The organism is Nocardia higoensis NBRC 100133 (assembly GCF_000308595.1).
In the GTDB taxonomy this organism is placed as follows: Bacteria; Actinomycetota; Actinomycetes; order Mycobacteriales; family Mycobacteriaceae; genus Nocardia; species Nocardia higoensis.
In genome coordinates this window covers 23,519-39,099 of record NZ_BAGA01000093.1, presented here as the reverse complement: position 1 = coordinate 39,099, position 15,581 = coordinate 23,519, and the positions used below count along the sequence as shown (strand labels likewise).

The 15,581-nt window shown below is 68.3% G+C and carries 11 protein-coding genes; 4 read left to right on the top strand and 7 right to left on the bottom strand.

Annotated features, from left to right (window positions below):
* Positions 1 to 211: 211 nt before the first annotated feature.
* Both ON26_RS17230 and ON26_RS34220 read right to left on the bottom strand, forming a co-directional pair.
* On the bottom strand, positions 212 to 3,526 hold the full coding sequence (locus ON26_RS17230) for a protein kinase domain-containing protein (RefSeq protein ID WP_083884153.1): 3,315 nt from the start codon (positions 3,524 to 3,526) through the stop codon (positions 212 to 214).
* An 11-nt stretch (positions 3,527 to 3,537) separates the two neighbouring features.
* Positions 3,538 to 4,131: a hypothetical protein gene (locus ON26_RS34220; protein ID WP_218000594.1), complete on the bottom strand. Its 594-nt coding sequence runs from the start codon at positions 4,129 to 4,131 to the stop codon at positions 3,538 to 3,540.
* A 912-nt stretch (positions 4,132 to 5,043) separates the two neighbouring features.
* Here ON26_RS34220 and ON26_RS17220 point away from each other — a divergent pair.
* Together ON26_RS17220 and ON26_RS17215 are read left to right on the top strand one after the other, a co-directional pair.
* Positions 5,044 to 7,395, top strand: a complete 2,352-nt coding sequence (locus ON26_RS17220; RefSeq protein ID WP_083884157.1) for an arylsulfatase — start codon at positions 5,044 to 5,046, stop codon at positions 7,393 to 7,395.
* Between the two features lie 5 nt (positions 7,396 to 7,400).
* Positions 7,401 to 8,342: a formylglycine-generating enzyme family protein gene (locus ON26_RS17215; protein ID WP_040797190.1), complete on the top strand. Its 942-nt coding sequence runs from the start codon at positions 7,401 to 7,403 to the stop codon at positions 8,340 to 8,342.
* A 13-nt stretch (positions 8,343 to 8,355) separates the two neighbouring features.
* On the opposite strand, the gene ON26_RS17210 is transcribed toward ON26_RS17215, so the two are convergent.
* The 4 genes from ON26_RS17210 to ON26_RS17195 form a co-directional block, all read right to left on the bottom strand.
* Positions 8,356 to 9,264, bottom strand: a complete 909-nt coding sequence (locus tag ON26_RS17210; RefSeq protein WP_040797189.1) for a universal stress protein — start codon at positions 9,262 to 9,264, stop codon at positions 8,356 to 8,358.
* 34 nt (positions 9,265 to 9,298) lie between these two features.
* Positions 9,299 to 10,045 (bottom strand): SDR family NAD(P)-dependent oxidoreductase, encoded by a 747-nt coding sequence (locus ON26_RS17205; protein ID WP_040797188.1) that lies wholly within the window; start codon positions 10,043 to 10,045, stop codon positions 9,299 to 9,301.
* Positions 10,046 to 10,107: 62 nt separating this feature from the next.
* Positions 10,108 to 10,542 (bottom strand): Hsp20/alpha crystallin family protein, encoded by a 435-nt coding sequence (locus tag ON26_RS17200; RefSeq protein ID WP_040797205.1) that lies wholly within the window; start codon positions 10,540 to 10,542, stop codon positions 10,108 to 10,110.
* 73 nt (positions 10,543 to 10,615) lie between these two features.
* Positions 10,616 to 11,980, bottom strand: a complete 1,365-nt coding sequence (locus ON26_RS17195) for a wax ester/triacylglycerol synthase domain-containing protein (RefSeq protein WP_083884150.1) — start codon at positions 11,978 to 11,980, stop codon at positions 10,616 to 10,618.
* 362 nt (positions 11,981 to 12,342) lie between these two features.
* Between ON26_RS17195 and ON26_RS17185 the strand changes: the two genes are divergently transcribed.
* Positions 12,343 to 13,557 carry a sigma 54 modulation/S30EA ribosomal C-terminal domain-containing protein gene (locus ON26_RS17185; protein ID WP_245545891.1) on the top strand — a complete coding sequence of 405 codons (1,215 nt, stop codon included), beginning with the start codon at positions 12,343 to 12,345 and terminating at the stop codon, positions 13,555 to 13,557.
* Positions 13,558 to 13,603: 46 nt separating this feature from the next.
* On the opposite strand, the gene ON26_RS17180 is transcribed toward ON26_RS17185, so the two are convergent.
* A complete protein-coding gene (locus ON26_RS17180; RefSeq protein WP_040797203.1) occupies positions 13,604 to 14,254 on the bottom strand; it encodes a DUF2267 domain-containing protein in 651 nt (216 codons plus the stop codon).
* A gap of 431 nt (positions 14,255 to 14,685) precedes the next feature.
* Here ON26_RS17180 and ON26_RS17175 point away from each other — a divergent pair, with 431 nt between their 5' ends.
* A complete protein-coding gene (locus ON26_RS17175; protein WP_040797185.1) occupies positions 14,686 to 15,021 on the top strand; it encodes a spore germination protein GerW family protein in 336 nt (111 codons plus the stop codon).
* Positions 15,022 to 15,581 lie beyond the last annotated feature (560 nt).

The window sequence follows — 15,581 nt, the reverse complement described above, 5'->3', positions numbered from 1 at the left end:
CTGCCCTGATCGTCGCCGACACCCGCGGCGGCCGGCGCCCGAAACTCGCCGCCGCTCAGGCCACGACTGCGCAATGGTTCTACGACGAACGCCGGCACACCGTGCAGCAGGTCGCCGACATCCTCGGCGTCAAACGTTCCACCCGCTACGGCCATCCGACGAAGACTACGGCCGAATAGCTTGCCGATCAGCAGTGCCAGCAGGGCGCGGTTCACGCCGAGTGCGCTGTGCTGTCGCCGGTGTCGTGCACCCACGCGGCGATCTGGGTCCGTGAGGTGAAGCCCAGTTTCGCGAGGATGTGTTCGACGTGCCCGGCCACCGTGCGCGGGGAGATGAACAGCTTCGCGGCGATCGCGCTGTTGGTGTTGCCCTGGGCGACCAGTGCGGCGATTTCGCGTTCCCGCGCGGTCAGCGGATCCGCGCCCGGCGTCGTGGCTGTGCCCGGTTGTCGCTCGCCCAGCGCGTAGGCGACCGCATCGGTGCTGTCGAACCGGCTACCTGTGCGGTAGGCGCTGTCGAAGGCGCGCTCACCGAGCGCGCTCCTGGCGTCGCGTTCGCACTGGTCGTGGTGGCGCATCTGGACTCCGAACATAACCGACGAGCTCCCGATCGCGGCGCCCATCGCCGAGGCCGCGCCGAGTAGTGTCGCGGCGCGGGTGAACTCGCGCCGGCGGCACGCCACCCACGCCAGTACTTCGAGTCCCGATGCCCGGGTGAGCGGGGCGTCGATCAGGTTGGTGAGGCGCAGTCCCTGGTGCAGCAGCCGGGTGGCGTCTTCGAGATCGCCGTGCCGGAAGTACGCGGTACCCAGCGCCCAGAGCGCATAGGACCGATAGACCGACTCGCCGTGCTTGTCGGTGATGGCGAGGACTTCTTCCAGACATGTGCGGGCGCGTTCGAAGTTGTCGTCGAGATCGTATGCCACACCGAGGATCAGCTGGTCCCAGACGTAGGTGCCCAAGCCTTCGTCGGGTCCACGCGCCGTGTCCTGCTCGAAGAGGGCGCAGGCTCGCGCCCCCTCTCCCTCGTAGAGAGCGATATAGCCTTCGGCCTTGGCGGCAATGGTCCGTATGGCGGGATCGTGTGCGGCCTCGGCGAGCGCCCGGATCTCACGGGCCGTCGCCGCCTGCGCCGGGAAATCCTTCTGGACCGATGCCAGCACGCCGTCGGCCAGCAGAGCCCGCGCCCGTGGCAGCCCTCCGTGTTCGGGGGTGTGCGACAGTGCCCGTTCGAGCCAGTGCCGCCCCTCGCTCAGCAGTCCTCGTGACAGCCAGTAGGGGACGAGTCCCGCACTGATCAGTTGCGCGGTCTCCGCGTGCTCGGCGCCGGCCAGGGAAAGGTTGTACTCCTGCGCTTCTCGCAGATTCGAGCGCTCGCGCTCGACGCGCGACATCCAGTCGAGCTGTCTGGGGCTGATCCAGTCCTGGTAGGCGCCCAGGACAAGCTGGCTGTACCAGTGCAGGTGGCGTTCGCGCAGCGCCTCGTATTCGCCGCGGGCCACGGCCTTCTCACGGCCGTACTGCCGGATGGCATCGAGTAGCTGCAACCGCTCCGATTCGCCGGTCATCTGTGCGCGGATGACGATCGACTTGTCGACCAGTGCCGCGACGAGGTCGATCGCCGCGGCGGGGGACAAGTCGTCACCGCAGATGTCCTGCGCCGCGGAGAGTTCGAAGCTGCCTGCGAACACCGACAGTCGCGCCCACATCCGCTGCTCGTCGTCGGTGCACAGCTCGTAGGTCCAGTCGATGCCCGCGCGCAGTGTCTGCTGCCGCGACGGGGCGTCGCGGGCGCCACGAGTGAGCAGAGCCCAACGGTCGGTGAGACCGGCCGCCAATTGCTCGAGCGTCATGGTGCGCAGCCGCGCGGCCGCCAACTCCACGGCCAAGGGCAGCCCGTCGAGTCGCCGACAGATCTGTGCCACCGTGGTCTTGTTCGCGTCGGTGATCGCGAAGGCGGGGTCGGCGGCCGTCGCGCGGTCGGCGAACAGCTTCGCCGTGTCGGTGCGCTGCAACAGTCGCACGGTGGCGTGGTGATCGTCGGGCACCGCCATCGGAGATACCGGCAGCACCACCTCGCCCCTGACGCCGAGCGGTTCGATACTCGTCGCCAGAATGTGCAGGTCGGCATGTGAGCGCAGCAGAGTCGCCGCCAGCGCGGCGACCTCGTCGATCGAGCTCTCGCAACTGTCGAGCGCCACCAGAATCTGCCGGGAGTCGAGGAAGTCGTCGAGTGCCTGGCCCGCGGGTTGTGACGTCAGCTCCCGGATGCCGAGAGCGGTCATGATCGTGGGGACGAGAAGTGAGGGATCATGCAGGTCTGCGAGCTCGACCAGCCAGACGCCGTCCCGGAACTTTCGTTGCACCCCGGCCATGATGCGCAACGCCAGACGGGTCTTGCCCACACCGCTCATCCCGGTCAGGGTCAGCAGCCGCGTCGAGGTGATGACGTTCTTCGCGTCGCTCAGCTCCTGTCGTCGTCCGACGAACGAGGTCAGTTCCGCGGGGAGATTGTTGTTCCGTGCGGCAGCGCGGTGCGTCGGCGCGGGGGAGACAGCCGACCGCCGACGGGGTTCCTCGCCCTCGGCCGGTATCGACGGATAGTCGACGGCGAAGCCGTGCCTGGCCTGGCATGCCCGGAGCTCGTCGGCGAGTTCGACAGCGCTGGGGCGATCGGCGGGATCGGGCGACATCGCTCGGTCGATGACGGCGGCGACGTCTTCGGCCACACCGAGTTCGCCGAGATCGGGCGTGGGCTCGGAGACGACCCGAACGAAATGGGCGACGACCTTCTCCCCGGAACGCCGTTCGAAGGCCGCGTGCCCGGTCAACGTGGCGAGCAGGGTGGCGCCGAGGCCGTAGATGTCGGACGCGGCGGTGGCGTGCGCGCCGGAGAGGATTTCCGGTGCGGTGTAGGCCGGTGACCCGGTGACCAGCCCGGCGGCGGTTTCGAAACCGCCGGGAAGGTGCGCGATGCCGAAATCCGTCAGAGCGGGCTCCCCGTATTCCGAGAGCAGGATGTTGGCGGGTTTGACATCGCGGTGCAGGATGTTCATCCGGTGCGCGGCCGCGAGTGCGCCCGCGATCTTCACCCCGATCCGCACGGTGTCTTCGTGACCGAAGGGACCCGAGGTGCGGAGACGATCGGCGAGCGAGCCGAGCGCGTAGTAGGGCATGACGATGAAGGGATGCCCGTCGCCGGTGCTGCCGATCTGCAGGATGTCGACGATGTTCGGGTGGCCGGTCAGCCGTCCCATGGCGCGCTCTTCACGCAGGAAACGCGCGGTGTTCTGCCCGTCGAAGGCGGTGAGAACCTTCACGGCGACCGTGCGATCGAGGTCCGGTTGCCTGCACCGGTACACGACGCCGAACCCGCCACGGCCGATCTCGACCGGATCTTCGAAGCCGGCCGCGTTCAGTCCCTCGATTATCTCGGTCTCCGCCGGGCCCGCACCTCGTCGGTTCGGCGCCGCGGCGCGTTGCGTCTGTTCCAGCGGGGGCGCGGATTCGTCCCTTTCTTCGCTCATGCCGAGCGTCCTCACGTTCTGATACCCGACCCCACGTTCAGGATACCTGCCGGGTGTGTCGCGACATGGCCGCGAAGCGGTGGGCGTCTGGGCATTGCGGGCTGTCCAACACACGGCGCACATGTCTCCTGGTTCACAGCGGTCCAAGAGCTACCCGACCAGTCGTCATGAACGACGAATGCCGGCCCGCGCGCCCCGTGTCGCTGCGCTCGTCGTACGACCCGGCGCCGTCCCGCCGGCTGTGGCTGTTCGAACCTGATCGTCGCGGCGGTGACGCTGCTGGTCACCGGCCGGTATCCGCACAGTTTCCACAACTGCCTCGACGATGCCACGACCAAGGGCGCCACGATCCTGACCGCGGACACGGCATGGCACTGCAGTTCCAGCCACTCGTCGACCCGGACGGACACCGGTGCCTGCCGCCACTGCTCGGCGGCCTGCGCGGCCTGTGCGAGAGCCGACGCGGCGGTGTCGATATCGGCGATGGCCACCCGGCCGGCGACGGTGCCGGGCGCGGTGTCCGACATCGAGATCTCGCCGGCGTCGAGGCGTCGTTTGAGCGTCATGCTGGCGAACGAGTCGTCCAGCATCGCGCGCGAGAGCACGTGCACTCACTCGCCGCTGTCCACGGAGCGCCCGGCGATGTAGCTGGGTCTGTTCAGCTCGAGCACGAATGCCGTCGACACCCTGCATGCGCGCACGACGTCCGCCCGCGGCCAGCGCCGCGGTGGCGACCCCCCGTATATCGTGAGGAACGGGTGGACGAACAGGCCGTCGGCGACTTCTGCCGCCACCGCGCAGCATCCGGGGGCCGACGCCGCCGGGGCAGCCGACGGCAGCGGTGGGCGGGAAGCCGCCGAAGAGGCCGACGATCGCCGCGGCCACAACGGTCGCGCCGGCGATGCCGCTGAGGACACAGCCCACGGCCGCGCCGCCGAGACCGCCGATGACGGTGCCGATCGCGCGGTGGCGGTGCGATCCTCGATCTGCGCGGCGATCGGGGGAGACGAAATCGTCCACACGGAAGGCCGATTCGATGCCGTCGAAGGGCGCGACGGCAGGTCACCGCTGGGCGGTGCTCAGGTGCCATGGGCATCGGCGGTGGCCAGGGCTTCGCCGCGGTTTTCGAGCGGGTCCGAGAGCGCACCGGGCGGGCGGGTCGTGCTCGATGGACGAAAACGTCCCCGCGACAACGATTTCGGGGCTGACGGCGATGGACTGGTGCGGAGTGGCGAATTGATGTCCGCCCTGGCCCGGCGCCGATCCGGGCCGGAAACCGGAACGGGGGTCGGCTGGTCACGATCAGGCCGCCCTCCCATATCGTCCGGTTCGATTCCCTGCCGGCCCGCCCGTCGGCCGATAGCCTGTAGATGCCGACTCCGATCGCCGATGTCGCCGCAGCGGAGACGATGGATGGAGAATTGCCGAACGTTCCGGTCATCAGTCCGGAAAACGGGGTAGGGGGCCGAGAAATCGATCACCGGTGAACCGATTGTTCGCCGACCCGGAGGTGGATGATGGCTCAGGAATTCCGCGGGCACATCGCGCTCGACATCCGTGATTCGGTCGCCGACTGGGCGCCCTATGTCGAGCCCACAGCGCCGCCGGGCGCACCGAACGTGCTGTACCTGGTGTGGGACGACATCGGAATCGGGACCTGGGACTGTTACGGCGGCCTGGTCGAGATGCCGAACATGCGCCGGATCGCCGAACTCGGTGTCCAGTTCACCCAATTCCACACCACCGCCCTGTGTTCGCCCAGCCGCGCGGCTCTGCTGACCGGCCGGAACCCGACCTCGGTGGGAATGGCGACCATCGAAGAATTCAGCGACGGATTTCCGAGCATGAGCGGACGGATTCCGGCCGAGACCGCCTTGTGCTCGGAAGTCCTCGCCGAGCGGGGCTGGAACACCTACGCTGTCGGCAAATGGCACCTGACACCGCTGGAGGAGGAGAATCTCGCGGCTTCGAAGCGGCACTGGCCGCTGGGGCGCGGTTTCGAACGCTTCTACGGATTCCTCGGCGGAGAGGCCGATCAGTGGTATCCCGATCTCGTCTACGACAATCACCCCATCTCGCCCCCGTACTCCCCGGAGAACGGATACCACCTGTCGCGGGATCTGGCCGACAGGTCCATCGAGTTCATCCGTGACGCGAAGGTGATCGCGCCCGACAAGCCGTGGTTTCTGTATCTGTGTCCCGGCGCCGGCCACGCACCGCATCATGTGGCGCGCGAATGGGCCGACAGATATCGCGGTCGCTTCGACATGGGGTACGAGCGGTACCGGGAGATCGTCCTGGCCGAGCAGAAGCGCAGGGGGCTGGTGCCCGAGAACACCGAACTGCCGCCCATCAATCCGTATTCGGATGCGACCAGTCCGGATGGTGCGCCGTGGCCGGCGCAGGACACGGTGCGACCGTGGGATTCGCTGTCCGAGGAGGAGAAACGGTTGTTCCGGCGGCAGGCGGAGGTGTTCGCCGGGTTCCTGTCCTACACCGACGCCCAGATCGGCCGGTTGCTGGATTATCTCGAGGAGAGCGGGCAGCTGGACAACACGATCATCGTCGCCTTCTCCGACAACGGGGCCAGCGGCGAGGGCGGTCCCAACGGATCCGCGAACGAGATGAAGTTCTTCAACGGCTATATCGACACGATCGACGACAGCCTGGCCAAGCTGGACGAACTCGGTTCGCCGATTGCCTACAACCACTACAGCATCGGCTGGGCGATGGCCTTCAACACGCCGTACAAGCTGTACAAGCGGTACGCCTCGCACGAGGGCGGCATCGCGGACCCGTGCCTGATGGCGTGGCCCGCCGGAATAGCGGCCCGGGGCGAACTGCGCCACCAGTACGTCAACGTCTGCGACATCACTCCCACGGTGTACGACCTGCTCGGCGTCCCGTTCCCGGACACGGTCGGCAATGTGCCGCAGCGTCCGCTCGAGGGGGTCGGTTTCCGGGCGCTGTTCGACGACGCGGAGGCCGACACGGGCAAGCACACCCAGTTCTATTCGATGCTGGGAACCCGGGGCATCTGGCATCGTGGCTGGTTCGCCGACGCCGTGCACCCGGCGTGCCCCTCGGGCTGGGGCCACTTCGACGCCGACCGCTGGGAGCTGTTCCATCTCGACACCGACCGCAGCCAGCTCCGGGATCTGGCCGACCGGCACCCGGAGAAGCTGGAAGAGCTGAAAGCGCTGTGGTTCTCGGAAGCGGAGAAGTACAACGGTCTGCCGCTCAACGACCTCGACGTCATCGCCACGATGACCCGGGAGCGCCCGGGCTACGCCAAGGCCAGAGATCACATGGCCTACTACCCGGGCATCGCCGAAGTGGGGCCGGGAGCGGCACTCGAGATCCTCGGCAGATCCTTCGCGCTGCTCGCCGAGACCACCATCACCAGCCCCTCGTACGAGGGCGTTCTGTTCGCACACGGCGGCCGTCGGGGCGGGCACACCTTGTTCCTGCAGGACGGGCGCCTGTGCTACGTCTACAACTTCCTCGGTGAAGAGGAGCAGGTCATCGTCTCCGACCGTCCGGTGCCGACCGGTGACCACATTCTCGGAGTCCGTTACGAGCGGCGGGGAACGCGCGGCGACAGCTTCACACCGAGCGGGGAGGCGGTGCTCTACATAGACACCGAGCCGGTGGGCGTATTCGCGGACATGCGGATCCAGCCCACCGTGTTCTCCGGTGTGGGAGAAGGGGTTCGGGTCGGCCGGGACAGCGGTCAGTCGGTCAGCGCGCGGTACCGGGCACCGTTCCCGTTCCGCGGCGGCGTCATACGCGAGGTCGTCGAAGACGTCACCGGCAGACCGTACCTGGATCTGGAAATGGCCGCGGCCTCGGCGTTCTCCCGCGATTGACGCGCATGCGAACGGGCGCCGGGGAGAAGCCGCCGCGCGGAATGATCCGCGTTCCCGGCGGCGAGTTCGCGATGGGATCGGCGGACTTCTTCCCCGAAGAGCGACCGGTGCACCGGGCGCGGGTCAATCCGTTCTGGATCGACGCCCATCCGGTGACCAATGCCGAGTTCCGGCGTTTCGTGAAACAGACCGGCTATGTGACCGTCGCCGAGCGGACCCCGGTCGCGGAGGACTATCCGGAGGCCGCACCGGAAGATCTCGTGGCCGGTGCTCTCGTGTTCCAGCCGACCGCCGGACCGGTGCCGTTGGACGACTGGCGTCGATGGTGGCATTACGTTCCCGGTGCGGACTGGCGTCATCCGCGGGGACCGGGGAGCACGCTCGCCGGTCTCGACCGCCACCCCGTCACCCAGATCGCCTGTGCCGACGCGATGGCGTACGCGAACTGGGCGGGCAAAACCCTGCCCACGGAGGCGGAGTGGGAATTCGCCGCCCGGGGCGGGCTGGATTCGGCCGTCTACGTCTGGGGTGACGAGCCGGAACCCACCGGACGGCGCATGGCCAACATCTGGGTCGGCGAATTCCCGTGGTTCTTCCAGCCGGGCCGGGGACAGGCGCCGATCCCCGGCACCACGGCGGTCGGCACCTATGCGCCCAACGGCTACGGCCTTGTCGACATGACCGGCAATGTGTGGGAGTGGACGGCCGACTTCTTCCGATCCGAACACCCCGTATCGGGTTGCTGCGCTCCACTCGATCCGCGTGTGGATGCCCCGGGTCCGGACGCGGACGGGCGCTTTCCCCGGCGCGTAGTGAAAGGGGGGTCGTATCTGTGCGCCGCCAACTACTGTCTGCGATATCGGCCGGCGGCCCGGCAGGGCCAGACCGAGGACACCGCAACCTGCCACTTGGGTTTCCGATGTGTCGTGCGGGAGGCGCATCGGTGACCCGCCGGGCAGCTCATTCGGCGTGGACGACCATCACCGGACAGTCGGCGTGTTGCACGAGCCAGTTGCTGGTGGACCCGAGCAGCAGCGAGCGGAATCCACCGCGGCCACGGCTGCCGACCACGAGCAACTGCGCTTCGCGTGACCACTCACCCAATTGCTCGCGTGGGCCCGACAGATACACATGACGCGTCACGGTGACGTTCGGATATCTCTCCTGCCAGCCGGCGAGTCGTTCGGCCAGTAGCGCCCGTTCGCTGTCCAGCAGTGTTCCCGGCGGCGTGCCGACATAAGAGGCGCCTGCGAACTCCGTGGAGGACAGGTCGCTCCAGGCGTGCACGGCGACGAGATCGACCCCGCGCACGGCGGCCTCGGCGAATGCCGCCTCGATCGCAGGCTCGCCGGCCGCGCCCGCGTCCACACCGACCACGACCGGCGCACGATCGGGGCTCGGCCCGCCGCGCACGACCACCACGGCGCCGTGGGCGTGCGCGGTGACCGCGAGCAGGGTGGACCCGAGATGGGCGAAGGGGCCGACTCTCGCCGCGGCGCCCAGGACGACCATATGAGCCCGCTCGGAGAGCGCGATCAGACGGCGGGCAGGATTGTCGTCGGCCAGGTCGGTGCCGATCTCGACGGTGGGGGCGATCTCGCGGGCGAGAGCTTCGGCCTCGGACAGCAATCGCGCGCCCCGGTTATGGAATGCCTCGATGATCGAAGGGGCTTCGATCTGGCTGTTGTCGAATGTCGCGCGGGTGTTCGCCAGGTCGATTCCGTGCACGATCAGCAGGCGGCGACCGCGGTCGGACGCCGTGCGCGCGGCCCAGCGCACGGCGATCGCGGCGGGTTCGGAGCCGTCCGTGCCGACGACCACGGCCGCGGAGGCGAGTGCGTGACGGTTGTCCTCGGAGCGATCGGTCATCGGGAGTCCTTTCCGGACTGCGAGGCGGGTCGGTTCATCTGGCGGGCGGCGAGAGCACCTGGCCCGCTGTGGCCCCGCCGTCCAGCACGAATTCCGACCCCGTGGAGAAGCCGGCCTCGGTGACGATGAAGGTGACCATCGCGGCCACTTCCGCGGGCTCGCCGAAGCGCGGAAGCGGCTGCGCGGCGGCGACGGCGCGATCCATGTCGGCGGTCATGGGAGTGTCGATCGGGCCGGGATGGACCGAACAGACGCGGATGCCCGCGCCGCCGAGCTCGATGGCGGCGGTCTTGGTGAGACCGCGTAAGCCCCATTTGCTGGCCACATAGGCGCCGATGCCCGAGTAGCCCATCAGCCCCGCGGTCGACGAGATGTTCACGATGACTCCGCCACCGGCCGCGCGCAACAGCGGTGCCGCGGTGTGCATGCCCAGCCAGGACCCGAAGAGGTTGACATCGAGCACATGCCGGAACGCCGAGGGCGACTGCTCGGCGATCTCACCGAAATCGAGAATGCCCGCATTGTTGATCAGCACGCCGAGCGGTCCGGAAGTGTCCTCGGCGATGCCGAGTACCTCCCGCCACTCGTTCTCCTGGGTGACGTCGAGGTGGGCGAATCGCCCACCTCGTTCCAGGCTCTCGGCGGTGTCCCTGCCCTCGCTGTCGAGGAGGTCGGCGACGACGACCCCCGCTCCGGCGCGGGCCAGCGACCGGGCGACCGCGGCGCCGATTCCACGCGCGCCGCCGGTCACGACGGCGCTGCGACCATGGAGTTCGAACATGATCGGAGTCCTCTCGGTCCGGTCCGGGCGAACTGCCCGAGAACAGCTCCGCGTGGTGCGGTTCAGGGGCCGGAGGTGATGGCGACCTTCTTCTCGCCGGATTCGGCTGTCTCGGCCACCGGGACCGTCACCGTGAGGATGCCCTTGTCGTAGCCTGCGGTGATGTCGTCCTCGCGGGCACCTGTGGGCAGGGCCAAGGTGCGCACGAAGGAGCCGTACTCGAATTCCGACCGGCCTTTGTACTCGTGCTGCTCGGTGCGCTCGGCGCGAATGGTGAGCAGGCCCTCGCGCACCGTCACCGCGATGTCCTTCTCGGGATCGACGCCGGGCATTTCGGCGCGGACGACGAAGCGGTCGTTGCTCTGGTCGACTTCGACCTTGATCAGATGGCCGTCGAAGAACGGGCGCATGGTGTCGAGATCAGGGAAGCCGGACAGCCATTCGGTCAGCGCTGGGAGCGGGGAGCGGGAACGCAATTGCCTGGCGATGCTGGTCACAGTGATCTCCTCGGTGGTTGAGTTACTTTCTTCGGTAGTGCCGACGAGGTCGGCGCGGCTCACGGCGGTGGGTTCACGACGCCGCTTCGGGTGGCGAGACCTCGGAAGTGAGGATCGCGTGCAGACCGTTGTTCAGGCATTCGAGGAATTCCGCCGGGTCCGTCACGGCGGCGGTGTCGATGTCGAGACCGATGTAGCAGGTGCCGGTGTGGGAGACCAGGGTCGCGTTGAAGGCCGTTCCCAGTGTCGGACCGAAGGCGTGCAGTTGCTCCACCGCGGCGCCGGCGAGGTACAGCGGCACCGGTGAGCCGAGGACATCGGAAGCGACGAAATCGACGTGCTCGAGCATTTGGGCGAGCACCATGCTGGGCAGCCGGTTCAACACGGCGGCCACCGCGTTGGACAGCGGGATCGCCTGTTCGTGACGCCAGGCCTCGACCGTGGTGTGCACCGCGCGCATCATGGCGACCGGGTCGTCGATGTCGGCGCGCACCGCGAACCTCGCAAGGGTGATGCGATTTCCGCCGATCGGGTCCTCCGGGGTCCTGATGCTGATCGGCATCGTGATGCGGAGCTGTTCGACCGGCGCACCGTGACGATCGTGGTAGGTCCGCAGACCGAGCAGCAATGCCGCGAGGTAGGCATCGTTGAGGGTGCATTGCGCCCGGTGGGCCGCTGCGGACATCGCGGCGAGCGGTGCCTCGAGCACGCTCAGTTGCCTGGCCTGGCCGCGCTCGGTCATCACCGGCGACATGGTGCTCGTGATGGGACGTACGAAACGCACCAGCGACGAGGCCAGCCCCGCACCGTCGCGGGCGGCTCGCACCGGAGCGGTGAGTGTCTGCCGCGCGGCCGACGCGGCGCGTGACAGTCCGGCCCGCGCGACCTGGTAACCGGTCGAGAGGTTCCACGTCACGATGTCGGCCAGTGCGCCCGAATCGGGTTCGGCGCTGTCGCCGGCGGGCTCGCGTGTGGTGCCCTCCCGTGCGAAATCCAGAATCTCGCCTGCGATCTGGATGCCACCGATGCCGTCGGTCAGGCTGTGGTGCACCTTGAGCACGGCCGCGCACCGGGCGCCGGACAACCCGGTGAGCACGGTGAAGGTCCACAGCGGACGGATCGGATCGAAGGCGGTCATCATCTCGGTCCGCGCGAAGTCGAGGACGGTGGACAGATCGCCGGGCGCGGGCAAGGCGGACCAGCGCAGGTGCCAGGACAGATCGAAGTCGGTATCCGGCTTCCACCGGGGCGGCGTGAGATTCATCGGAGCCGCCGACAACACGTGCCGGAATCTGGGCACTACCTTGGTGCCCCGATCCATCAGTTCGACCAGCCGCGCCCGATCCGGTTCGGTGTCGAGGATGAGCACCGTGACAATGGTCGAGCGCAGAAGTGGATCGTGTTCCATGCTCCAGGCGAACAGATCCGTCTGGGTCATGTGTGATTCTCGAGAGCCCATGGTCGGCTGCCTTGCCACGTGTGCGGATTCGTCGAGTTGTCCGGACGGACCCCTTCACCGTGCATCGTCGGCCCGGTCCGCCGGCAGAGACGAACGTCACCGATTCCGGGGCCGGAGGTTGCCAGTCGCCCGACTGCGGGCACTGCTTACCTGCTCACGGCCCGCTGCGACGCGATCGTCCACATCGACGAGACCATCGCGCTCGAGCCGGTGGAGTCGCCCGAGTGCTCGCCGCGGCGACATTCTGGCCCGGACGACCGGCGGGCCCAAGGGTCGATCGTCATCGTCATCGAACTCTTCGGCCACTTGTTGCGGCTGGAGGTGCGGGGGATCGTGGACACATGCCCGAGAACTCGAGCCCATCTCCCCTCGAACGCAGGCGCCTGGCCGAGCACGCGATGGAGTCGGCGGGTGCGAGCCCGGAGGTGCTCCTCACGGTTCGGTGCCCCCACAACCACCACGTCGCCGCGGTCCTCGATACCGCGCAGGGCCCGGTGTACCGATCGGTCGTCGGCTCGCACGCCCACGGCGAGCGCGACTTCGTCGACACCGGTCACGGTGCACATCAGCGTGGCACCGTCTATGCCGATCTGCTCTCGGCGGAGGACCCGCGCGACGACGCGTTACCCGGCGGCTGTGAATGTGGCCCCTCGACATTGTCGAGAGCCCGGCTGCAACAGATGATCGCCGAAGGCGAGCACACCGCCGAACTGGCTGCCGCCCAGACTGCCGAGGAAGTGGGTCGTGGTGGCGAGGCCGCGCCGGAACACGCGGCTCCCGAGCAGCCGGTACGGGTGTCCACGGGCCGGTACGTATCGGCCGCCGGTGCCGACTACGCGCGCGAGAAGATCGGGCACGCCCTCGCACACGCCCCCGCACCGGTGCTCTCGGCCCGGGTCCGGCTCAGCGGGCACGGCGATCCCGCGGTGAGCCTGCGCGTGGTGGCGCAGGTCGTCGCCGATGTCGGCGGTCGCGCCGTCCGAGTCCAAGTGGAGGCCGCGACCACGCGTGAGGCGGTCGACCTGTTGCAGGCGCGGTTGAAGGCACGGCTGGCCGCAGTCGATCGCCGGGGTGAGTCGATTCGGCGGCTGCGGGCGAGCCACGGCGAGCACGAGTGGCGCCACGGCGACGCGCCCCGGCCGCAACTGCCGTATTACCCCCGCCCGCCCGAGACCCGAGAAGTGGTGCGGCACAAGGCATATGCGCTGGCTCAGGAGACCTGTGGCGCCGCCGCCGCGGAGGCCGAAGCGCTCGATTACGACTTCCACCTGTTCGTCGAAGCCGGCAGTGGCGCCGACAGCGTGCTCTATCGCACCCCCGACGGTTCCTACCGGCTCGCGCAGGTCGCTGCCCGCCCCGAGGCGGTCGTCGCGGATCTTCCTGGTATGACGATGAGCCCGATCCCGCCGCCGGAGCTGACCGTCGAGGAAGCGGCCTCTCGACTCGAACTCGCCGACCAGCCGTTCGTGTTCTTCCACGACAAGGTGCTCGGCCGTGGCTGCGTGCTCTACCACCGCTACGACGGGCACCTCGGATTGATCACTCCCGCTGATTGATCGATCAGCGGGAGGATCGGCAGGACTGATGCCGAAAAGGGCCGGTTCAGCGCTTCTGGGCGCCGACACCCAGGCCTTCGGCGAGCAGGATCCGATGCGCTTCCTGGGCGGCGGAGGCGGTGCGGTCGGAGTCACCGGCCTCGATGGGCAGTTGTTCGAGACCACGGGCGAGGGCGGCCACCGCATCACCCAGTGCCTGCACCCTTTCCTGCAGCAACGTCGCCTGGTCGAGGGCGGCCGGCTGCGGTGCGAGGTGCTCGGTGGTCCGGCTCACCGGCTCACCGCGCAGGATGCTGTACAGATGCGTCGGCAGCACCGAGAACACCCGGTCCATCTGGCCGGGGGAGAACCGCTCGGCCAGTGCCTCGGTAACGGCGCCGGCTACCGGCCCCACTTCGTCGCGATCGATCTCCGCGGTGGCGGCGAACTGATCGATGAATTCCTTCAGGCCGTGTCGCACCGGCGTATGGGCGGGCACCCAGCCCTCGTAGTAGATCCCGCGCAACAATTCGGGCAACTGGGCGGTGAGGTGAGCGGAATTGGCCACTCCGAGACGATCACGCACGACGTGCATCCAGGCACGCAGCGAGCGATGGGCGAAGACCAGATCGGTGGTGCCGAGTCCGTCGGCGACGGCGCGTAGCCACTCGTGCGCGGTGTGCACGGCAGGCGCGAACGGATCGTGGGCATGGGACATGGTGAGCTCCTTCGCGGTGATTGCAGCGGGGTGATTGTTTCCGCGGTGCTCGATCTCGTTCACCGCTCGGGGGATGACCCGCTCGAGCGTTGTTCAGTTGACCGGGTCGACCCAGGTATCGACGCTCGTCGGTCATTTCGACGCCCCTGATCGAGGGATGCGGATAGTCCTACGGTAGAGGCTCGGTACGGGGGGCTCTGCGGCCGTTGGTCCTCAGCGCCCGGGCCGATCGGCCGTGTCGCCGAGCGGCGTCGGTCCGGTGCTCTGCCGGCTGGAGTCCGCCGGACCCACACGGCGCACAGCGCAGGGACGGCGTGACGGCACCGTATTCTGAGGCTTATCCGCAAGGTGGCCGAGCGCCGGCGAAGGCCGTGACGAATCCGGGCACGACCGGTCCGGTGCGATCGAGGGACGAGTATCAGGGAGGCACGATGAAGGTCGACGAGATGCTCGCCGCGGCCCGTGACGCGATGACGGTGAAGCGGGTATACGCCGAGCCGATCGAACGCGACGGCACCACGATCATCGGCGTCGCCGCGATCAGCGGCCGTGGCGGCGGCGGCAGTGGGATCGACCGGAAGGGGCAGGAAGGAACCGGTGGCGGCTTCGGTGTGGGTGCGAAACCGGTCGGGGCCTATGTCATCCGTGACGGCCGGGTGCGATGGCAGCCCGCGGTCGATGTCAACCGGGTGGTTACCGTGGCCGGAGCGGTCGCGCTGGCCGCGCTGGTCGTCGCCGGGCGTATCGCCTCCGCCCGCGTGCGCTGATCTCCGCGCCTGAAACGGCGTGCAGCCGGCAGCCGGCGCCCTGGCTGCGCTGCTGCCGATCCGGGCGCTGTCCATGATCGGTCCGGTGACCGTCGCGGCTGCCGCACCGATCTCGTTCCGTTGGCCACGCTGTCGCGCGTCTGTGATGCGTGTCTCATTCTTGTAGCGATTGGTGATCGCGGCCGTCTCGGGCTTTCCGAAGTCTTTGGTATGTCTTTACTATTGATCCCGGCCCGGCTGTCTTCGGGTCGCACAACGCTCGAGTGCCCCGCGCCGGGATGCTGTGCGCCCCGCCTGTCGCCCGGTTGTCCCGCCCGCACATGTTCCACCGATGAACCATCCGGACCGCGAGGTCCGTCGATGGCGAAGGAGAAATATGTTTCCCGAGCCCTGCCAGACACCGATGTCGTCCGATGTCGTGAATTCCACTGGCGGATCGACGATCTCGCGTCGGCGGGACGCGGCGCGTTCGAGTTTTCCCGAGGCGCTGCCCTAGCTCGCCGCGCGCCCTCTCCGGCCGTCGCGCCGGAGACCACCGAACCGCGGGACCATGGTTTCGC